This is a genomic window from Halomonas citrativorans (genome assembly GCF_014898005.1).
In the GTDB taxonomy this organism is placed as follows: Bacteria; Pseudomonadota; Gammaproteobacteria; order Pseudomonadales; family Halomonadaceae; genus Vreelandella; species Vreelandella citrativorans.
In genome coordinates this window covers 76,955-97,044 of sequence record NZ_JABUYX010000009.1, presented here as the reverse complement: position 1 = coordinate 97,044, position 20,090 = coordinate 76,955, and the positions used below count along the sequence as shown (strand labels likewise).

Sequence of the window (20,090 nt, the reverse complement as noted above, 5' to 3'; positions counted from 1 at the left end):
TGGTGCGACGCAAGGCCCCGGCTCAGGGCGCGACGATCGGCGTTGCGTTGAGTTGGGAATCCACCGGCTCGAGATTCTCGAATTCGGAACCGTGTTCGAACCAGGAGCGCGGTGCCGGGGCACCCCACAGCGTCTGGCGCTGCGGATCCTTCAGATCCCATTTGATGGCTTCCAGGTCTGGGTCGACGGTCTGATAGTCCGAGCAGTAGATCTCGATGCGGTGGCCGTCCGGGTCGAGGATGTACAGGAAGAAGGCATTGGAAATGCCGTGACGGCCCGGACCGCGCTCGATGTTGGCAACGTAACCGGTGGTGGCCATCAGATCGCACAGATCGATGATGTTCAGCGGTGTGGGCACCCAGAACGCGGTGTGGTGCAGGCGCGGGCCACGGCCGTTGGTGAAGGCCATGTCATGCACACCGCCCTTGCGATGCGTCCAGGCCGCCCACAGCTTGCCGGTTTCTTCGTCTTCGGTGTACTCGGTAACGCGAAAACCGATGCGGTTGTAGAACTCGACCGCTTCGTCGACGTTGGGCGAGAACAGGTTGAAGTGGTCGATGCGCAGCGGCTTGACGCCTTTGTAGAGCGCGTACTGCTGATGGATCGGCGCAAGCCGGTCCATCTTGAAATAGATTTCGATCGGTACGCCGAAGCAGTCAGTGGTGCTCAGTGTGCGACCCTGATAGGGACGCTCGACCCACTCGACCGGGTGACCCTGCTCCTGGAACCAGGCGTGCGCCTTGTCGAGCTCCTGCTCATCGAAGACCTTGAACGACAGCGATTTCACGGTCGCGCTGTCGCCTTTTTCCAGCACGATGCAGTGGTGGCCGCGCTCTTCCATCGCACGCAGATAGATACGCTTGTCGTCTTCATCGGTGACCTGAAGGCCGAGCGTATCGACGTAAAAGTGACGACTCTTCTCCAGATCACGAACGCCGAACACGACATGACTCAGACGAATGATGTTGAACGGAGGGTAGAGATTGGGCATTGGAATAGGCATGACAAGACTCCTTTTTTCGACAAACGGGTGTTCGGCAAACAGGGCGGCACGCGCCGCCCTGTGATAACGGCATCACCCGAGTTTCGGCACCTTGTGGGCCTTGCGCGGGAAGGAAACGTTGACGGTTTCCATGTAGAAGTCGAAAGACCAGTGGCCGCCATCGCGGCCGATGCCGGATGCCTTCACGCCACCGAAGGGCGACTCCAGGTGGCGCACGTTTTCGGAGTTGACCCAGATCATGCCCGCTTCCAGCTCGTCGGTCAGGCGCATGGCACGGTCAAGATCGCTGGTCCAGAGGTAAGCGGCCAGGCCGTACTGGGTATCGTTGGCTAGGCGCAGCGCTTCCTCGTCATCCTTGAACGGAATAGCGGTCAGCACCGGTCCAAAGATCTCTTCCTGAGCGATCGCCATGTCGTTGGTGGCGTTGGTGAACAGTGTCGGGCGTACGAAGCAGCCTTCTTCACCGACCTTTTCGCCGCCGGCGGCGATAGTGGCCCCCTCTTCACGCGCCTTGTCGAAGTACGACAGCACTTTCTGTTCGTGCTCCGGGTGGATTAGCGGGCCGACCACAGTGTCCGGGTCGAGCGGATGACCGACCTTCACGCCGTTGGCAACTTCCGCCACGCGGCGGGTGAATTCCTCATAGATATTCTCGTGCACCAGAAGGCGTGAGGAGGAGGTGCAGCGCTCGCCGTTGAGCGAATAGATCATGAACGTCGCGGCGTTGACGGCACTCTCGAGGTCGGCGTCCTCGAAGACGATGACCGGGTTCTTGCCGCCCAGCTCGAAGTGAAAGCGCTTCAGCGTCGGCGCGGCCTGGGCCATGATCAGCTGGCCGGTGCGGCTTTCACCGACGAAAGCGATCGCCTTGATGCCGGGATGCTCGGTCAGCGCCTTGCCGGCGTCTTCACCCATGCCGTTGACCAGGTTCAAGACACCCTTGGGCAGACCTGCTTTCTCGGCGATTTCGACCAGCAGCTTGGCGGTCATCGGCGAGAATTCCGCTGGCTTGTGGACCACGGTGCAGCCCGAGGCCAAGGCCGGGGCGATTTTCCACGTCGAGAGCATGAACGGTGTGTTCCACGGCGTGATGACGCCAATCGGGCCCAGCGGGCGCTTGGAGGTCACGTTCATCTGGGTGTCGTTGCGCAGCGCCTGACCATCCTCGGCCTGGGGCGCCTGATCGGCATAGTAACGGAAGTTGGCCGCGCCGCGAATGGCCGCTTTGGACATGAAGCGCAGCGACTGCCCGGTATCCATACACTCGGTGAAGGCGATCTCTTCGGCGTGGGCTTCGATAGCCTCGGCGACCTTGATCAGAATCTCGCGGCGCTCCTTGCCTGGCGTCTTGCTCCAGGTCTTGAACGCTTTTTCGGCGGCCTGTACAGCGCGATCGATATCACTGGCGCCGCCGTGGGCGACGTTGGCAAGCGGCGCGAGATCCACTGGCGAAAGGGTCTCGAACGTCTTGCCAGAATCCGCTGGCACCGACTCACCGTTGATATGGTTCAAGACGCCCTGGTCGCGAAAACGCTTCATGTAGTCCTGCGCGCGGGCAATGTTGTCGTTTAATTGGCTCATCAAGAATCCTCCAGAAGGGACATGGGGCTCACTGTTGGGACAGCCGGGCATGGATTGGAGTGTCTTTCCAGCTCAGCGCGGCATCGATTTCGCGGATTTCCAGCGACAGGGCGAAATGTGGGGTGGCAAGCGGTTCGGCCAGTACGCCTTGTACGGCGGCAAACAGCTGCTCGCCAGCGGCCTTGAGATCACTTTGGGCACGCCCGCTACCGACACTCAGGGTCATGGCCAGGAAATCGTTGTCCGGATGGTCGTCGGCCACGATGCAGTGATCAGCAGCAAAGGCGCGAACGCGGATACCGGCCAGCGGAAAGAGCTCGGACGCCGCCATCACTCGATAGGCGGCCCGGCACACCTCGTGCACGTCAACGCGCTGCTCAAGGCTGGATGAGTACTCGATATGCAGATGGGGCACGTCGTTCTCCTAAAGCCAGTAGTAAAAGGGGTAATGAACGGATCCACGTTCAACTTGTTAATATATTAATGATCGAAGAGAGGCGCCGTGTCAAGCAGGTCCGCCTCATCATTTAGATGTACACAAAACCTCGTTTCGACCTTTTCGGACGTTGCTGGGCCGGGCAGTCGTCACTATTGCACCCAACTAATCGTTTATAGATTAACGAAAAAACGAGGCACCAGATTGGCAGACCGACCAAGGTAGGGGGTATATTTATGAAAAGTACAATACAGAGGACGTAAAACACATCCCCATTGGTCCTTGAGGTGTTCAGCATGAAAAAGGTCACGACATCCAAACGCAATCGGGCTTGCACCTTGATTCGATGAAGGCCCGGATGTCACCCATCAAGAGGAGCCATCATGCAATTTCATCATTACGGTTATGTATCCGGCGATCCGCGCCGGCAACCCGCCGCGGGTACAGGTGTAGACCGGCCCGAGCAGTTGCCCGACGAAGTGGACGTTTTGATCGTGGGTACCGGGCCAGCCGGCATGATCATGGCCGCGCAACTTGCCCAGTTCCCAGGTATCCGCACCCGTATCATTGAGCGCCGCCCGGGCCGGCTCGAGATCGGGCACGCCGACGGTATCCAGGCGCGCAGCGTCGAAACCTTCCAGGCGTTCGGCTTTGCTGACCGCATCACCGCCGAGGCCTACCGCATCACCGAGATGGCGTTCTGGAAGCCCGATCCGGAGCAGCCCGAGCACATCAAACGCAGCGCTCGCACCCCGGATGACCCGGAAGACATCAGCGAGTTTCCCCACTTGATCGTCAACCAGGCCCGGGTACTCGACTATCTGGCCGAAGCCGCTCTCAATGGCCCGGCGCGCATTCGCCCTGATTTCGGCGTCACGTTCAACGGCCTTACAGTTGATGGCGACGGCGACTACCCGGTCAACGTCTCGTTACGCATGAATGCAGATACGAACGAGGAGCGTGAGCGCACCGTGCGCGCCCGCTACGTGGTGGGCTGCGACGGCGCGCGAAGCGGTGTACGCAGCGCCATTGGCTGCACGCTCACCGGCGACCAGGCCAATCACGCCTGGGGGGTGATGGACGTACTTGCGAAGACCGACTTCCCCGATATCCGCACCAAATGCGCCATCCAGTCCAATGCCGGTGGCAGTATTTTGTTGATTCCTCGCGAGGGAGGACATCTGTTTCGCATGTACGTCGACCTGGGCGAAGTGCCAGCCGATGGCAGTAACGACGTACGTAACACGCCGATTGAGCAAATCATTGAAAAGGCTAATGACATCCTCACGCCCTACACCCTCGATGTGCGTAATGTCGCCTGGCACAGCGTCTACGAGGTAGGCCACCGTCTCACCGACCGCTTCGACGACGTCGAGGACCCGAGCTCCGAGCGCCTGCCGCGAGTGTTCATCACCGGAGATGCCTGCCACACCCACAGCGCCAAGGCGGGCCAGGGCATGAACGTCTCGATGCAGGATGGCTTCAACCTGGGCTGGAAGCTCGGCTACGTACTCTCCGGCCGCAGTCCCGCCACGCTGCTGTCGACCTACTCTGCCGAGCGTCAGGTGGTGGCCAAGAACCTGATCGATTTCGACAAGAAGTGGTCGACGATGATGGCCAAACGCCCGGAAGAGTTCGAAGACCCGGGCGAGCTGGAGGCGTTCTACGCTCGTACCATCGAGTTCCCAGCAGGTTTTATGACCGAATACGCGCCCTCGATGATTATCAACGATGCCAAGCATCAGACACTTGCCACCGGCTTTCCGGTAGGCAAGCGTTTTAAGTCGGCAATGGTGTCGCGGGTATGTGACGGCAATCCGCTGCAGCTGGGCCACCAGGCCAGGGCCGATGGGCGATGGCGCCTCTATGTATTTGCCGATGCCGCCCTTACTGGCGAGGGTTCTGCCACACAGCGTCTAGCCGAATGGCTGGAGCGCTCGAGCGATTCTCCGCTCAACGTGGCACTACCGGGCGGCGCCTGGGTCGACTGGTTCGATATCAAAGTGATCTACCAGCAGCACCACGAGGATGTGTCGATTAATCAGGTGCCGCGCGTGTTCAAACCAGAGGTCGGACCGTTTGAACTAGTGAATCTTGAGAACGTGTTTGGCATCGCCCCCGACGAGGACATCTTCGATGCCCGCGGTATCAATCGCGACGGAGCGATCGTGGTGGTCCGCCCGGATCAGTACGTGGCCGACGTGTTGGCACTTTCCGATAACCACCGCCTTGGCGAGCTGTTCAAGCGCCTACAGGCATGACCCCGCTCCTTCCGGGCCAACGCCAGCCCCACACCATTTTATGAAAAATGCAATTACTTGGAAATCGACCCGCGCGAGCGGGTCGATGAAAGCGCTGGGAAAAAGCTTTTTCTGTACATAAAGTCTAATTGTTAACTTATTAACAAATGAATAGCGTGATCACCAACCACGCGCTAGCCGTCCGATCAATGCGCCTCATTTTATTGCTATCCCCTTCGGAGGTCGTATGAACAACACCAACACTCCTCGCCCCGCCCCCGTCGCGGACTGGGTTGATATCAATACGCTCTATCACGACCCCTATCCGATTTATGAACGCCTGCGCCGTGAAGGGGGCGTGCATTGGGTGCCCAGCGTCAACCGCTATCTGATCACCAGCTACGACGCCGTGATCACCACCGAACACGACCAAGAAACCTTCTCAGCCAACGAGCAGGACTCGCTTCAGATCCGCGCCATGGGGCATTCGATGCTGCGCCGCGACGACCCGGAGCACTACCACGAGCGCCGCCAATGGCAGAGCGTGTTCAAACCCAACGTGGTGAAAAACGTCTGGACGCAAACCTTCCACGAGAAGGGCCGCGAGCAGCTGGCGCACCTGATTGAAAAAGGGCCGGGCGCGGATCTGATCTGGGATTTCGCGGCGCCTTTCGCGGCGGAATGCTTGAAGGAACTGCTCGGACTCCACAACGCTTCGTCAGAGGATATGCAGCGCTGGTCGCAGACGCTGATCGATGCCACCGGCAACTACGCCGACGACCCGGACGTCTGGGCCGCCGGCAAGCGCTCGTTCGACGAGGTGGACATCGCGCTTGATGAAATGCTCGAGTGGCACCGACATAACCGCGACCACTCACTGATCTCGTCACTGCTCTCCTCGCCCGAGGACCAGATGCCGATGGAGAAGATTCGCGCCAACATCAAGATGAGCATTGGCGGCGGGCTCAACGAGCCGCGCGATGCGCTGGGCGTGGCGGCCTGGGCGATGCTGACCCACCCCGAGCAGCGCCAGGCCGCCGAGCGCGACCCGAGCCTCTGGTCGACGGTGTTCGACGAATCCATCCGCTGGATCGCGCCGATTGGCCTGTACTCGCGCCAGACGACCCAAAAAACTGTGCTGGCCGGCGTCGAGCTGCCCAAGGGTGCCCGCTTGGGGATCTGTATTCTGTCGGCCAACCGCGACGAATCGGTATGGGAGCGCGCGGACGAGTTCGATATCCACCGCGAGGTCAAACCCCACTTGGCCTTCAGCAAGGGCACCCATGTGTGCCTGGGCGCGCGGGCGGCACGGGCTCAGATCGCCGACGTGGCCCTGCCACTACTGTTCAACCACTTGAAAGGGCTCCGGGTGCATCCTGATCGCGAGCCCACCGTTGGCGGCTGGGTGTTCCGCGGCATGCTCTCGCTGCCGGTCACTTGGGATAGCGTCGTTTCCCTCGATGAGAACAGCACGGACGCAACCGCCTCCGCCGCTACCTGCGAGGCAGAGGCGACGCCCCATGTCGCCATCGTCGGCTCCGGCCCGGCGGGCTGTTTCACAGCGAAAGAGATCCAACGGCGTATGCCCGGCGCGCATATCGATCTGATCGATCGCCTGCCCGTGCCCTACGGTCTGCTTCGCTACGGCGTAGCGGGCGACCACCAGGGGACCAAGGCGGTATCAGGCCAGTTCGACCGGCTGTTCGACTCACCCAAAGTGCGCTTCATCGGCAATACCACCATCGGCGATCAGATCTCCTTCGAGGCGCTGCGCGCGGACTACGATGCCGTGGTGCTCGCCTCCGGCGTGCGCGCGGATCGCCGGCTCGAGATTCCCGGCGAAGACCTGAGCGGCGTGTTCGGCGCGGGCTGCATCACTCGACGACTCAACGGCCACCCGCACGAGACCACCACCCCGACGCTGGGCCGCCGCGTGGCGATCACCGGTCAAGGCAACGTGGCCATCGACGTGCTGCGGCTGTTGTCGATTCGATCAGAAGAGCTCGAAGGCAGCGACATCGACGACGCCGTGCACAGTACGCTGACTCACGAGATCGCCACCCTTCATATCATCGGGCGCTCAAGCGCGGAGAAGGCCCGCTTTGACCCGGTAATGATCCGCGAATTGGGCCGTTTTTCGGGCATCACGCACCGCCTTCACGGCGTCGATCTCGACCGCGTGCCGGAAGGCAAGGATGCGCGGCTGGACGCGCTACGCACGCTGCCGGGCGCGTGTCAGGCCGAGGTCGAGGGCACGCCCTCCATGATGGTCGAGTGGTGGTTCGAGGCGACCCCTGAGCAGATCGACGGGCAGGACAAGGTCGAAGGAATTTCCCTGCGCCACGGCGGCAAGACGGTCTCGCTGCCGGTGGACTCGGTGATTACCGCCATCGGCTTCGTGCCCGACCCGGAAGACACCATCTCCAAAGCACTGGCCGAGCTTCCCAGCGCCCCCGAGACAGGCCGCGTCGAAGCAGGACTGTATCTGGCCGGCTGGCTGCGCCGCGATGCCCGGGGCACGATTCCCGATCAGCGTACCGATGCCCGGGCGCTGGCCGGCGTAATCGGCGGCGATATTGCCACCGGTGCAGTGACATGCACCCTCGAAGGGCTCACGCCGCCCGTGGATGCAACCGATATCGACGGCTGGCGGCGCATCGATCATCAGGAGCGCAATCAAACCGCGCCGGGCCGGGTGCGTACCAAGCTGACCACGCTCGAGGCGCTGCTCGAATCGGCGCGCAACGAATCAATCGTGCTTGAGCAGCGCCCAGAGGGCACGGCCGGTGACGGCGAGAGCCTGGGCGATTTGTCGGTCAGTATTCTATTCGGCACCGAGTCCGGTAATGCGGAACTGGTGGCAGAAGAGCTCGAGCAGGCCCTCAACGGGCGTTGCGCGGTGGAGGTAGCTGATTTGGGCGATGTCGATCCCGAGTCGCTCGACCCTAACCGGCTCCACCTCATCGTCTGTTCTACCTACGGTGACGGCGAAGTGCCAGGTGGGGCGAACGAGTTTTATCAAGCGCTGCGCGACGACGCCCCAGATCTTTCCAACATTCGCTTTCCAAGCCTAGGGCTGGGCGACAGCAGTTACGCGCGGACCTACTCCCGCGGCGGCGAGCTGCTCACCGAGGCGATGATGGCCTGCGGCGCGACACGTATCGGGGAGTTTGGCCGTCACGACGCCAGCGGATCGCTTTCGGCCTCGGATGTCGCGCTGGACTGGGTCGAGGGCGTGCTGAACCTGGTGACGAGCGAAGAACCGGTGCCGGCCTAAGCCTCACCAAGCGCTGGATCGCTACTCGCTGGGTCATTCGTTTTTTTCATTCATCGCCCGAGGGCACGACCTAAGCCCAAAGAACTGCGAGAGGAGCAAGACCACCATGAACACAACAACAAGGCACGCCCCCGGCCGGCTTCAACGGCTAATGATAGCCTGCACAGTCGCCCTGGCTGGCGGGCTTTCGAGCGCTCCGGCCTTGGCAGAGACGACGCTGCGTATCACGCACTTTTTGCCTTCGGTAGCCAGCGTGCAGCGCGGCGTGCTCGACCCATGGTGCGACGACCTGGAGGAGCGCTCCAACCACGAGATCCGCTGCCAGATCTATCCGTCGATGCAGTTGGGAGGCATTCCCTCGCAGTTGCCCGACATGGTGCGTAACGGTGTGGTAGACATCGCCTGGACGGCACTTGGCTACTCCGCTGGGCGCTTTCCCCGCAGCGAGGCGCTAGAGTTGCCGTTCATGCTGCCGGCCGGCGGCGTCGCCGGTAGCCGCATCGCCTGGGAGTTCACCCAAGGCCCGGCAAGCGAGGACTTTAGCGACTATCACGTGCTGGCTGTGCACAGCGACGGCGGTGCCGTCTTCCATTCGCGGCCCCGAGCCATTCACGGTATTGAGGATATGGAAGGACTGAAGCTGCGTGCGCCGACTCGTATGGCCTCACGGCTCATCGACTCACTCGGCGCCTCGGCGGTGAGCATGCCACCGGCTCAGATCGCCGACACACTCGCCAAGGGTGTCATCGACGGGGCGTCGGCCGGCTGGGAAGTCGTGCCACCGACCAAGCTTGCCGAGGTTACCCACAACCACACCGAATCCGCCCCGCATCAAGCCACCCCGACCGTGACTGTGCTGGCCTTTCTGATGAACAAGGAGAGCTATGACCAACTCCCCGAGAAAGCGCGCGAGGCGTTGGATGAGCTCAGCGGCGAAGTCCTGTCGCGCCGCTTCGGCCAGGCCTGGGATGATGCTATCGAGCCGGTCAGAACGCGTTTGCAGAACGACCCCGAGCAGACGGTCATTGCCCTCGATGACAACACCTATGAGGCCATGCGCGACGCCTCTCGCAGCGTAACCGAGGCGTGGATGGCATCAAACGACGGTGGCATCGACCGCGCGGCGCTGGTGAGGTCGCTTGAATCAATCGCCAAATCACACACCTTACCGCCCGAATAAGCGCGGGCCACGCGCACCGTTTGGAACGCGTTTACTCCGGGAGACCTACATGATCAAACCTCTACTCAAGCGGCTCGCCACCGCGCTTGCCTTGGTAGGTGGCCTGCTGCTGCTGGCTGCCATCACACTCTCGCTCACCTCGATGCTGGGACGCCGACTTCTGGCCACCCCGGTCACCGGTGACATGGAACTCCTGCAGATGACGATGGCCGTGGCGGTGGCTTGCTTTATGCCGCTGTGTGAAATTAATGATCGACATATCCGTGTGGACATCGTCGCAACGCTTCTGCCGGCAGGCATCAATCGCGCCCTGCTAGCCATCTCACACTTTGTGCTGGCGGGCGTCAGCGCCTTGCTGTTGTGGCGAACGGCGCTAATGACCCAAGACAGCTTCATCTATAACGCACAAAGCGTTCAGCTTGGTTTGCCCGAGTGGGCCTTTCAGGCGGCGATGCTGCCGGGCCTTGCATTGATGGGCGTGTGTGCCCTGTATCAGAGCATTCATCACCTTACCCATGATGAAGCGCCCGCCATGATTGAGGAGGAGGGAGTGTGATGGAAGGACTAACGATGGGGGCGGTAGCGCTCGGGGGAATGCTTGTACTGTTGGGGTGTCGGCTGCATGTAGGCGTGGCGATGCTGCTGGCTGGCGCGCTTTGCTATTGGTTGGTGTACGACGGCGATACCAACGCGCTGCTGTATACCCTCAACAACCTGGTGTATGCCCGTTTTTCGAGCTATGACCTGGCTGTGATTCCCATTTTTGTGCTGATGGGGCAGTTTGCGATCCACGGTGGCCTGTCAGCGACACTCTTTCGGGTTAGCGCCAAGTGGATCGGCCACTGGCGAGGGGGGCTTGCTATGTCGGCCGCTGGCGCCTGTGCTGGTTTCGGCGCCATCTGCGGCTCTTCACTGGCCACCGCCACCACCATGAGTCAGGTGGCGCTACCCGAGCTAGAGCGTCACGGCTACACCAAGCGGCTTGCCACGGGCACCATCGCGGCAGCAGGCACATTGGGCATTCTAATTCCACCATCGGTGCCGCTAATCGTCTACGCCGTGCTGACGAATACGTCGATCACCACGCTTTTCATGGCGGCCGTTTTACCGGCGCTTCTGGCCGTGGTGGGTTATTTCGTGGTGATTCGACTGATAGCAATGCGCTCCATAAGTGATGTCGAGGCTTCACCGCGCTACAGCTGGGCCGAGCGGTTGGCGAGCCTACGTGAAATCATGCCGGTGCTAGTGATCTTTATCGTGGTGATATTCGGCCTTTACGGTGGCTGGGCGAATCTGACCGAAGCGGCTTCGCTCGGGGCCGCCGCGTGTGGAATCTACGCCGTATGGCGGGGCATGCGTTGGCCAGGACTCTTTAAAAGCCTGGTGGGCACGGCGGAAGCGAGTGCGATGATTTATCTGGTCGTCATCGGTGCCGACCTCCTCAATAGCGGATTGGCGCTTGGGCAAATGCCCTCGGCGCTGGCCGAGTGGGTGCTGGGCAGCGGGCTGGCGCCATTAGCAATACTGATGGTGATTCTGGCGATCTATCTGGTGCTCGGTTGTATGATGGACTCGCTGTCGATGATCCTGCTAACCATTCCGATCTTTTTCCCCATCATCATGCAGCTTGAGCTGTTCAACCTAGCGGGACCAGAAAAGGCGATCTGGTTCGGTATCGTCGCACTGATGGTGGTAGAAATCGGCCTGATCACGCCGCCGATGGGAATGAACCTGTTCATCGTGCAGAAATACAGCCACAACACGTCGCTTGCCACCGTTAGTCGCGGCATCATGCCGTTTCTCGGTGCTGATATAGTGCGCATCGCCATCATAGTCTTCGTACCAGCACTGTCACTGGTGTGGCTTGGCTAGTGCGGAACGTTAGTGCTCAATCAAGTAGACCGGCCTGTGTGCCGGTCTTTTTCGTTTTTGGACCGGCGTTGCTGGTTGATCTTAAAAGTGTGCACGGGCGGCAGCGCAGGGCAGATTTTCGTCAGCGGCAGACAAGAACGGCAATCCCCCACTCGTTAGCCTGTCAATCAGCGGCCCCGCACCTGGCGCTGCATCCTCATAACAACAAGCATCGCACGAATAGGATCACTGACTTATGACTACCTCACGCGACAACTCCATGCTACCCAGACTTGCTTTTGGCTCGGTCATCACACTTTCAATATGCACCAGCGCTTCGGCGCTTGAGCTTCATGGCACTGATCAGACCACGCTCAACCTGAACGTCACGGGCGTGGCTGGCGCGTTTCATAGCCAGAAGGGCTACGCCCAATCGGAAACGGCCGAGGCAGAAGGCAGAGATTGGCAAGAAGGGTTTATCAAGTATGGTCTCAATGCCAGCCATGCGTTATCCCCCACGGCTGGCTCGCTCTATGCCAATGTGGCCTGGACTTCCGGCGGCACCTGGGGGCAGGGCGATGCGGCGGGGTTCACCACCGGCGACGAGCGGCGCACGCATCTCGAAAGCCTCTCGGCGGGCTGGAAATCCGGTGACCTGGTGCCGACACTCGACTACGACGGCATCGATATCTCTGTGGGCCGTCAATATATCCAGGTCGGGGATGGCTTTCTGGTCTCGGGAGACGCGCTGAATTTCGGTACTGGCGTACTCGATGGCGCGCTGAATCGCGGTGGCGGCTACTACCTGGCGCCGCGCCAGTCGTTCGCCAAAAGCGCCGTGCTGCGCCTCGGCGGCGAGCAGGGCCTGCGGGGGGATCTAATGTGGCTCGCTTCAGACAATGCGGCCCAAGCTAAACCCGAGCTGGCGGTGGCCAATCTGGAGCACATCACCGATGTCGCCACGCTCGGCGCGACCTACCTCAAGGTACTCGATACCGACGATGACTACGCCTTCCTGTATCCCGACCGGGACGGCACGCGAGTCTACACGTTCTACGGCAACGGCAACGCGGGCGTGGAGAACCTGTTTCTCTCCGGGCAATACGCTTTTCAGAAGAAAGGCAACGACGATAGTGAAAATGCCTGGTACCTCGAGGCGGGCTGGACCTTCGACCAGTTACCCGGCACGCCCTACGCAAGCTACCGTTTCAGCCGTTTCTCCGACGGTTACGATCCGCTGTTCTACGGTAACGGTCGCGCACTCGGCACCTGGTTTCAGGGAGAAGTGGCCGCCAACTACGCAGGTCCCTTCTCGACGAATGCCCGCATTCACCAGGTTGCATTGTCGGCTGAGCCCACCGAACGGCTTAGCCTTGGACTGATGATGTATCGCTTCGATACGCTCAATGCCGGTCAGGGGCCGAACCTCGACGGCAATGAGATCGACATTTACGCTACCTGGGCGATCAATGATCACTGGTGGGTCATGCCGCTGGTGGGCCGTTACGATCCGGACACCTCCGCCTCGCAGGGAGGTACGCAGCTCGGTGGCAACGGAGCCAACTACTACACCCAACTGCTGGTCGGGTTCGATTTCTAGCCCGGCAGAGAGCGTCATACCAGCGGCAGAGACAGGCAAGCCGCGGGGCGAATAGCGTATTAGGCTGAGCCAAAGGCACCCGTTTCGTATAAAGCAACGTGTCAAAGTTACTATGTGTCAAAGCTACTATCATTTGATACCTCACACGCGCAGGAGATCGTTCATGAGCCAGGACACCGCATCACAAGCCGTACAGGGCTTTCTCGAACGTGCGACGGGCTCGTTCATCGACGGCGCCTTCATCGATGAAGGCCCTCGCTTTGACGTGCTTGACCCTTCCAGTGGTCAGGCGCTAACCACACTGCGCGAGGGCGATCGCGCTCTGGCCGACCGGGCGATCGCGCTGACGAAGGAGAGCTTCGAGGATGGCCGCTGGTCCGGACTGACGCCAGCCGCGCGCGAGCGTACCCTACTGCGCTTTGCCGATCTGGTCGAGGCGCACGCCGAGGAGCTGGCCCAGCTCGAGACCCTCAACCAGGGCAAGTCGATCAATCTCTCCCGCGGCGTTGACGTGGGCTTTTCGATCGATTTCATCCGCTACATGGCTGGCTGGACCACCAAGCTCGAGGGCAATACCCGCGACGTCTCCATCGGCATGCCGGAAGGCGCGAAGTTCAATGCCTACACCCTGCGCCAGCCGCTGGGCGTGGTGGCGGCCATCGTGCCGTGGAACTTCCCGATGATGATTGCGCTGTGGAAGCTGGTGCCGGCGCTGGCCGCAGGCTGCACAGTGGTATTGAAACCCGCCTCGGAAACGCCTTTGAGCGTGCTGCGCCTGGCCGAGCTGGCGCTGGAGGCCGGTGTGCCGCAGGGCGTGTTCAACGTGGTGCTGGGCTCGGGCTCGGTGGTTGGCACGCGCCTGGCCGAGCATCCGGACGTTAAGAAGGTCACCTTCACCGGCAGTACCGCGGTCGGCAAGCAGGTCGGTCACGCCGCGGTGGAGCACATGGCGCACTTCTCGCTGGAGCTGGGCGGCAAGAACCCGATGCTGGTGCTTGAAGATGCCGATGTCGACAAGGCGGTCAACGGCGCGCTGATGGGCGGGCTATTCAACCAGGGCCAGGTGTGTGCGGCGGCCTCGCGCTTCTACGTGCATCGCAGCATTCATGACGCCTTCTGCGAGCGGCTGGCCCAGGCCGTCGACACCATGCAGGCAGGCCCTGGCATGGACCCGCAGGCGCAGGTCAATCCGCTGGTCTCCAAGCGCCAGCAGGACAGCGTACGCGGCTATCTTGATCGGGCGCGCGAGCAAGGTGCCAACATCCATGTGGGCAACGACGTGCCCACGGAAGGCTTTTACGTGTCGCCGGCCATCATCAGCGGCGCCGATCACGACATGGAAGTCGCGCGCGAAGAGGTCTTTGGGCCCGTGCTGACCGTGATTCCGTTTGATGACGAGGAAGAAGCGCTGCGGATGGTCAACGACAGTGATTTGGGGCTGGCGGCCAGTCTCTGGACCAACAACCTGTCCAAGGCCATGGCCCTGACGCCGCGCATTGAGGCCGGCACCGTGTGGGTCAATACCCACGTGACGCTTGACCCAGCCATGCCGTTTGGCGGCCTCAAGATGTCCGGGCTTGGCAAGGAGTTCGGTCCGGAAGCGGTCAACGCCTACACCGAGCTCAAGTCGGTGTGCATCGCTTACTAGCGCGGCCGTTTCCCCGCCGCTTCACGCCTAACGGCCACCCTTGTAGGGTGGCCGTTATCTCTGCTCAAAAGGTGGTGGCCTCGCCTCTCGCTTTCTGACATCAGCAGACGGGGTCGAGGCATTCACGGCGGTACTCTCGCGGCGAACGGGCAAACTCACGTTTGAAAGAACGGCTGAAGTGCGCCGAATCGGTAAAGCCCCACTTGTAGGCAATTTGAGTGATCGAGCGCTTGACCTGCATGGGGCATGCCAACTCCTCGGCGCAGCGGGCCAGTCGCCGACGCTGAACATAGCGACACACCGTTTCCTCGTGCTGCTCGAACAAACGATAGAGCTGGCGAATCGAGATATGAAAGGTCGCCGACAGACGCTCCGGGCCGATATCCTCCTCATGTAAATGCTGGTCAATAAACTGCTGTACGCAGTTGAACAGCGTGCCATCGGCCTGCTCCATGAAAGCGGGCGACAGCGCCTGATGCTGGTAAATCGCCGGCAGCAGCGCCACCAGCGAATCAGCCACCCCCTGCCCTTCCCCTTCTACCGAAGCCAAAGGCTCGGTGATCATGCGGTTAACCACCAGTTGCAGGATCTGACCGCTGGCGCTGTCCGGCATGATTTTCATGAAAGGCAGCGAAATATTGCCGAAGCGACTTGCCACCTCGCTGCGCGACAGATGAAGCGAATCGTGTTCGATCAAACCATGCGGGATGACATCGCAGGCCTTTGAAGAGTCCATCAGCGCCATCTCGCCCGGGCGCAGGGTGATGGACGTATCGTTTTGCATCAGCGTGGCGCGTCCGCGTTTTTGTACGACCAAGAAGCAGTGGCGCTCTTCATCGCATCGCTGGGCGCGACGGTTGGTCACTTTCTCGGCATCCGTGACAATGTTGGCAATGTTGATACCGCCATTGGTGCGAGTCGATATGTGGCCTTGAAAAGTACGCCGATCCCGAGGGGTGGAGTCGAAATTTCCGCAGGTCTGTCGCAGAGCACCAAGCCAGACATCGAACGGCATGAACGTTGCACTTGCATTCGTGGATAGCATTGGGTCACCATTTCATTAATATTTTAATGGTTGAACTCACTCTAGATAAAAACACGTCCTGGCACCACCATCCTTTGGTCCTGTATGCCACCGGGTGAGACAGCCGCTCGCACGGCAACAGATAACTAATTACACGCTGCCTGCCAAAAGCGCCATGGACACGCTCCGAGGAGTCTCTTCATGATAATTACAACGCATCACTGCCTCGATGCCGCCGAGCATGCCCAGCGCCTGCAGGGCTGGCAGCAGGAATCCAGCCAGATCGTATCGGGCATTTTTTCGGGCGATATCGTGGATATCGCAAGCGAGGAAGTACGGCTTTTTCGTGAAAGCGCCAACCTGGGACTTTCGCAGCGAATGCATTTTCCCGACTCACAGTGGCACCTGGTCACACCGATACGATGGCCAAGCGAGACTCTCTACAAGCCCGACACCATAACGGCCCTTCCGCGCTGCGAACAGTTCTGGAGCATTACGCCTTCCAACTACGACCTGCTGGTGATCTCCATCGACCGGCGCCATCATGAGTGGCTCGGCCGCGACGACCACCGACTACGGCGGCTCGATGTAGCCCCCGAACGGGTCGCGCAGGCGCGTAAACTCTGGCAGCGAATGACCGACTACCTGCGTCAACGCTCTCACCAGGAGCCGATGCCCGCCGCGTTACAGCGATCTCTCCTGCGCCAGATCGAAGAGAGTGTCGAGCTACTGCTTGACGATGTCGAGCTGGCTTGTAACGCCGATGCAAGCAACTACCGAACCCGGCGCTATATTGTTGACCGCTGCCATGAGCTGATGCGTGGCCAGCCCGAGAATCCGCCCTCGCTGATGACGCTGTGCCATCAGTTAAGGATTTCACGGCGCACGCTTCAGTACAGCTTTCAAGCCGAGGTCGGTCAGTCACCCGTGACCTACCTGCGCGCCTTGCGCCTCAATGCTGTACGCCGCAGTCTGTGGCAAAACCCTTCGCAGCAACTAGCCGATGCCGCCGCTAGCCAGGGCTTTTTTCATCAGAGCTACTTTTGTCGCGAATACCGCCGCCTGTTTCAGGAACTGCCCTCCGCTACTCGCGTTCGTGCCCTGAAGACCCCGCTCTTATCCCCGCCCCTATCAGTAGTGTAAGCGCGGTTTAGAATCGGCCGAATCGATAGGGTGTCGGCCTGATGATCGGCGTCTCGTTCATGACCAGATCAGCCGCCAGTTGGCCGGCTGCCGGCGAGGTGCCAAAGCCGTGTCCCGAGAAGCCGGTCGCCAGCGTCAGCCCCGGCACGCCGGGCACGGCATCGATCACCGGATTGGAGTCCGGCGTGACATCAAACATGCCCGCCCAAGACTGCTCTACAGTGGCGTTTTCAAACGCTGGCCAGGCAGCGGCCAGGTTGCGCAGGGCGTCGCTGTTGAATTGTTCGTTGACCGGCGGGTCCATGGTGCGCACGCGTTCGAAGGGCGAGCAGCCCTGCGCCCAGCGCCGGGAGAGTGCAAGATCCCGCCAGAAGTGCTTGCCCAGCGACATCTTCAAAAGCCCCCACTGCGAGCGCAGCGAACTCAGGTATTTCGAGCCGACCAGCAGGTGATCGAACGTCAGCGGGGCATCGAGCGCACCGCGCTGGGTCACGATGAATCCGCCATCCCTGTGCTTTCGAAAGGAGAAGTCCGGTCCGCCCACGGCGCTGTCGGTCGGGCCTTCCATGGGGCCGGTGCGAAGCACCGACAGGACCAGCGGCAACGTCGGAAGCGAAATGCCGATGTTGCCCAGAAAACGGCGTGACCACAAACCGCCGGCCAGCAGCACCTGATCACAGCTGATCTCGCCGCGCTCGGTCACCACGCCGCTGACCCGGCCGCCGGTGCGCACGATGTTGCGCACCGCGCAGTGCTCGACGATTACCGCGCCGCGGGCGATGGCAGCCCGGGCGATGGCGCTGGAGGCCAGCGTCGGCTCGGCATAGCCATCCGAGGAGGTGAGGATACCGCCGGCCCACTGGCCGCGGCCGCCGGGGGCATGGTTATCGATATCGCGAGTACTCATGAGCTTCGAGTCCAGCGATAGGTCTGATACCGACGTGAGCCAGCCCTCGTGCACGGCGAGTTGTTCGGGCGTACGCGATAAAAACATGATGCCGGAGGGGCGATAGCCAACCTCGCTGCCGGTCCGCTCGGCCATGTTGGCCCACAGCCGGTCGGCGGCCAGCGCCAGTGGCACATCCTCGCCGTGGCGGCTGGTCTTGCGAATCCAGCCCAGATTGCGGGAGGACTGCTCCCCGGCCAGGCAACCCTTTTCCAGCACGACGACCGGCACGCCGCGTTCGGCAAGGGTCAGTGCGGCGGTCAGGCCGATGATGCCGCCCCCGATGATAACCACGGTGGTCGAGGCGGGAAAGTCCTTGGAGGTGTCAACGGATGCGATGGTCGGTGCCATGAAAGTGTCCTGATGGTGGGCCAGTAAACCAGAGGCGACCGGTCGATGCCGGTCGCCTGTTGGACGCTCGAGTAACAACCCGGGCGCGGCCTTACTGAGTGGATGTATCGATTCTCTGGACCGCGGCGCTGCCTGCGCCGCGGTAGGCGGTCACTTCCAGCTCGACCTTGTAGACCTCCGAACCGAGTGGCGGGCAGGTCACGGTGATGACCGGATCGACGCCGCGCATCGTCTCGCCAAACAGCGTCATGACGGTCTCGGTGTCGGCCGGGTTCTGGATAAAGATCTTCGCGGACACCACATCAGCCAGACGGCTGTCGACGGCGGCAAGACCGCGCTCGATGTTGGCAAACACCTGCTTGAGCTGCTCGCTGACGTCCTCCGGAATCTCCTTGGTTTCAGGATTGCGCCCGGCCGTGTTGGAGACAAGGATCCAGTTGTCGACGGCCACCACGCGGGAGTAGCTGGCATGCTCTTCGAATTTGGAACCGGTCTTGACTTTGGTAATCGTGCTCATGGTTAAACGCTCGCGTTGAAGTCGATGAAAGAGCGGGCGACCCGTGAAGAGCCCCCGCCGGAGAAGACGCTGCCTCGTTATCTCAGTACGGGCTCATCCCACAGGTTGAGCTTGACGCCGATGCCCTCTTCCACGGCCCGGCGATAGACGATCGTGGCCCAGGCGACATCCTCGACCGGCATGCCGCCGACCGACATCATGATGATCTCGTCATCGTTCTGACGTCCCGGGCTATCGCCGGAGACGATAGCGCCCAGGTCTTCGAGATCATCGGCCTTGAGGGTGCCAGCGTGAATCATGTCCATGAACTTGACGCCAACCAGCGGAATAACGTTATGGGCGGGCTTAGGCACTTCCTCGTACCAGGCTTCATACAGGCCGGTGTCGTCGAGCACCTTGCGAACGTCGGGCGCTTCCATGCCTTCATCGAAATTACACGGTGCGGGCATGGCCAGAAAGGCGCCGGGCTTAACCCACTCACGCTTGACCAGCGGGTACTGGGAAGGGTCGCCGACTTCACCGGAGGCGCAGTAGGTCACGATGTCCGAATCGCGCACTACGCCTTCCGCGCTGTCTACCACCTCAATGTTGACGATCTGTGGGTAGTGCTCTTTCACCCAATTCAAAAAGATACTGAGGTTTTCGCCGCTGCGCCCCTTGATCTTGAGGGTGTCGATCTGTGGGCAGACGGCCATGAAGGCGGCCACGCTCGTGCGGCCCATCACACCCGGCCCCAGAAGGCCGATGACGCGGGAGTCCTTGCGCGCCAGATGGCGCGCGCCAACGCCCGGCACCGCACCAGTGCGGTAGGCCGACAAAAGGTTAGCCGACATGTAGGCCAGCGGTGCGGCGGTGTCCGGGTCGGTGAGCGTGAACATCAAAATGGAGCGGGGAAGACCCTTCTCCTTGTTGGCGATGTTGGAGCCGTACCACTTCACCCCGGAGGTGCAGAAGCTGCCGCCCAAATAGGCCGGCATCGCCATCATACGGCGGTCGGCGGTAGGTTTTGGCATGGTGGGAAAGGGCGACTCTTCCGGGAACATGATCATCGCGCCGTGCGAGTCATTATTAGGCCCGGCCATGCGATAATCGCCGATGTGAAGCAGATGGAAGACCTCTTCCATGGCATCCACGCAGGCGGCCATGTCGGTGACGCCAGCGCGGATCATGTCCTGCTCGGAAAGGTAGATAAAATCGATTTTAGTATTGTTATGCATTGCTTTGCTCCCAACGAGTGTTTGACTGAATGCAATGCATTTATGATGCCTAGCCTTGAGTACGAGCGTTAGCACA

General features: G+C 61.0%; 15 protein-coding genes. 8 read left to right on the top strand and 7 right to left on the bottom strand.

Going from position 1 to position 20,090, the window contains the following annotated elements; genetic code table 11:
- Positions 1-22 precede the first annotated feature (22 nt).
- The 3 genes from hpaD to INT20_RS10830 form a co-directional block, all read right to left on the bottom strand.
- On the bottom strand, positions 23-1,003 hold the full coding sequence (gene hpaD, locus INT20_RS10840) for a 3,4-dihydroxyphenylacetate 2,3-dioxygenase (protein ID WP_193056943.1): 981 nt from the start codon (positions 1,001-1,003) through the stop codon (positions 23-25).
- Between the two features lie 72 nt (positions 1,004-1,075).
- Positions 1,076-2,584 carry a 5-carboxymethyl-2-hydroxymuconate semialdehyde dehydrogenase gene (gene hpaE, locus INT20_RS10835; protein WP_193056942.1) on the bottom strand — a complete coding sequence of 503 codons (1,509 nt, stop codon included), beginning with the start codon at positions 2,582-2,584 and terminating at the stop codon, positions 1,076-1,078.
- Between the two features lie 28 nt (positions 2,585-2,612).
- Positions 2,613-2,999, bottom strand: coding sequence for a 5-carboxymethyl-2-hydroxymuconate Delta-isomerase (locus INT20_RS10830; RefSeq protein WP_193056941.1), 387 nt, complete (start codon positions 2,997-2,999; stop codon positions 2,613-2,615).
- Between the two features lie 404 nt (positions 3,000-3,403).
- On the opposite strand from INT20_RS10830, the gene INT20_RS10825 reads away from it, so the two are divergent.
- From INT20_RS10825 to INT20_RS10795, 7 genes are all read left to right on the top strand, one after another.
- The gene (locus INT20_RS10825; protein WP_193056940.1) at positions 3,404-5,281 is read left to right on the top strand and encodes an FAD-binding monooxygenase; all 1,878 of its coding nucleotides are present in this window, start codon (positions 3,404-3,406) and stop codon (positions 5,279-5,281) included.
- Between the two features lie 226 nt (positions 5,282-5,507).
- Entirely contained in the window at positions 5,508-8,537 is a 3,030-nt protein-coding gene (locus INT20_RS10820; RefSeq protein ID WP_193056939.1) for a cytochrome P450, read from the top strand.
- A 106-nt stretch (positions 8,538-8,643) separates the two neighbouring features.
- The gene (locus tag INT20_RS10815) at positions 8,644-9,717 is read left to right on the top strand and encodes a TRAP transporter substrate-binding protein (RefSeq protein ID WP_226912130.1); all 1,074 of its coding nucleotides are present in this window, start codon (positions 8,644-8,646) and stop codon (positions 9,715-9,717) included.
- 49 nt (positions 9,718-9,766) lie between these two features.
- On the top strand, positions 9,767-10,273 hold the full coding sequence (locus INT20_RS10810; protein ID WP_193056938.1) for a TRAP transporter small permease: 507 nt from the start codon (positions 9,767-9,769) through the stop codon (positions 10,271-10,273).
- Positions 10,273-11,589, top strand: a complete 1,317-nt coding sequence (locus tag INT20_RS10805) for a TRAP transporter large permease (RefSeq protein ID WP_193056937.1) — start codon at positions 10,273-10,275, stop codon at positions 11,587-11,589. Before INT20_RS10810 ends, INT20_RS10805 begins: the two co-directional genes overlap by 1 nt.
- Before the next feature lie 235 nt (positions 11,590-11,824).
- Positions 11,825-13,168 (top strand): alginate export family protein, encoded by a 1,344-nt coding sequence (locus tag INT20_RS10800; protein WP_226912129.1) that lies wholly within the window; start codon positions 11,825-11,827, stop codon positions 13,166-13,168.
- A gap of 163 nt (positions 13,169-13,331) precedes the next feature.
- Positions 13,332-14,816, top strand: a complete 1,485-nt coding sequence (locus tag INT20_RS10795; protein WP_193056936.1) for an aldehyde dehydrogenase family protein — start codon at positions 13,332-13,334, stop codon at positions 14,814-14,816.
- Between the two features lie 100 nt (positions 14,817-14,916).
- Here INT20_RS10795 and feaR read toward each other — a convergent pair whose 3' ends face one another.
- A complete protein-coding gene (gene feaR / locus INT20_RS10790) occupies positions 14,917-15,861 on the bottom strand; it encodes a transcriptional regulator FeaR (RefSeq protein ID WP_193056935.1) in 945 nt (314 codons plus the stop codon).
- Between the two features lie 180 nt (positions 15,862-16,041).
- On the opposite strand from feaR, the gene INT20_RS10785 reads away from it, so the two are divergent.
- Complete coding sequence (locus tag INT20_RS10785; protein WP_193056934.1) at positions 16,042-16,983, top strand: helix-turn-helix domain-containing protein; 942 nt, start codon at positions 16,042-16,044, stop codon at positions 16,981-16,983.
- 7 nt (positions 16,984-16,990) lie between these two features.
- Here INT20_RS10785 and INT20_RS10780 read toward each other — a convergent pair whose 3' ends face one another.
- The 3 genes from INT20_RS10780 to INT20_RS10770 form a co-directional block, all read right to left on the bottom strand.
- Positions 16,991-18,280, bottom strand: a complete 1,290-nt coding sequence (locus INT20_RS10780) for an NAD(P)/FAD-dependent oxidoreductase (protein WP_193056933.1) — start codon at positions 18,278-18,280, stop codon at positions 16,991-16,993.
- A gap of 91 nt (positions 18,281-18,371) precedes the next feature.
- On the bottom strand, positions 18,372-18,797 hold the full coding sequence (locus INT20_RS10775) for a Rid family hydrolase (RefSeq protein WP_193056932.1): 426 nt from the start codon (positions 18,795-18,797) through the stop codon (positions 18,372-18,374).
- Positions 18,798-18,874: 77 nt separating this feature from the next.
- Positions 18,875-20,014 carry a tyramine oxidase subunit B gene (locus INT20_RS10770; RefSeq protein WP_193056931.1) on the bottom strand — a complete coding sequence of 380 codons (1,140 nt, stop codon included), beginning with the start codon at positions 20,012-20,014 and terminating at the stop codon, positions 18,875-18,877.
- Between the last annotated feature and the right edge of the window lie 76 nt (positions 20,015-20,090).

Bases quoted from the DNA above. Each gene is read 5' to 3' on its own strand.
- hpaD (WP_193056943.1), bottom strand. From the start codon at position 1,003: ATGCCTATTCCAATGCCCAATCTCTACCCTCCGTTCAACATCATTCGT.
- hpaE (WP_193056942.1), bottom strand. From the start codon at position 2,584: ATGAGCCAATTAAACGACAACATTGCCCGCGCGCAGGACTACATGAAG.
- INT20_RS10825 (WP_193056940.1), top strand. From the start codon at position 3,404: ATGCAATTTCATCATTACGGTTATGTATCCGGCGATCCGCGCCGGCAA.
- INT20_RS10820 (WP_193056939.1), top strand. From the start codon at position 5,508: ATGAACAACACCAACACTCCTCGCCCCGCCCCCGTCGCGGACTGGGTT.
- INT20_RS10815 (WP_226912130.1), top strand. From the start codon at position 8,644: ATGAACACAACAACAAGGCACGCCCCCGGCCGGCTTCAACGGCTAATG.
- INT20_RS10810 (WP_193056938.1), top strand. From the start codon at position 9,767: ATGATCAAACCTCTACTCAAGCGGCTCGCCACCGCGCTTGCCTTGGTA.
- INT20_RS10805 (WP_193056937.1), top strand. From the start codon at position 10,273: ATGGAAGGACTAACGATGGGGGCGGTAGCGCTCGGGGGAATGCTTGTA.
- INT20_RS10800 (WP_226912129.1), top strand. From the start codon at position 11,825: ATGACTACCTCACGCGACAACTCCATGCTACCCAGACTTGCTTTTGGC.
- INT20_RS10795 (WP_193056936.1), top strand. From the start codon at position 13,332: ATGAGCCAGGACACCGCATCACAAGCCGTACAGGGCTTTCTCGAACGT.
- feaR (WP_193056935.1), bottom strand. From the start codon at position 15,861: ATGCTATCCACGAATGCAAGTGCAACGTTCATGCCGTTCGATGTCTGG.
- INT20_RS10785 (WP_193056934.1), top strand. From the start codon at position 16,042: ATGATAATTACAACGCATCACTGCCTCGATGCCGCCGAGCATGCCCAG.
- INT20_RS10780 (WP_193056933.1), bottom strand. From the start codon at position 18,280: ATGGCACCGACCATCGCATCCGTTGACACCTCCAAGGACTTTCCCGCC.
- INT20_RS10775 (WP_193056932.1), bottom strand. From the start codon at position 18,797: ATGAGCACGATTACCAAAGTCAAGACCGGTTCCAAATTCGAAGAGCAT.
- INT20_RS10770 (WP_193056931.1), bottom strand. From the start codon at position 20,014: ATGCATAACAATACTAAAATCGATTTTATCTACCTTTCCGAGCAGGAC.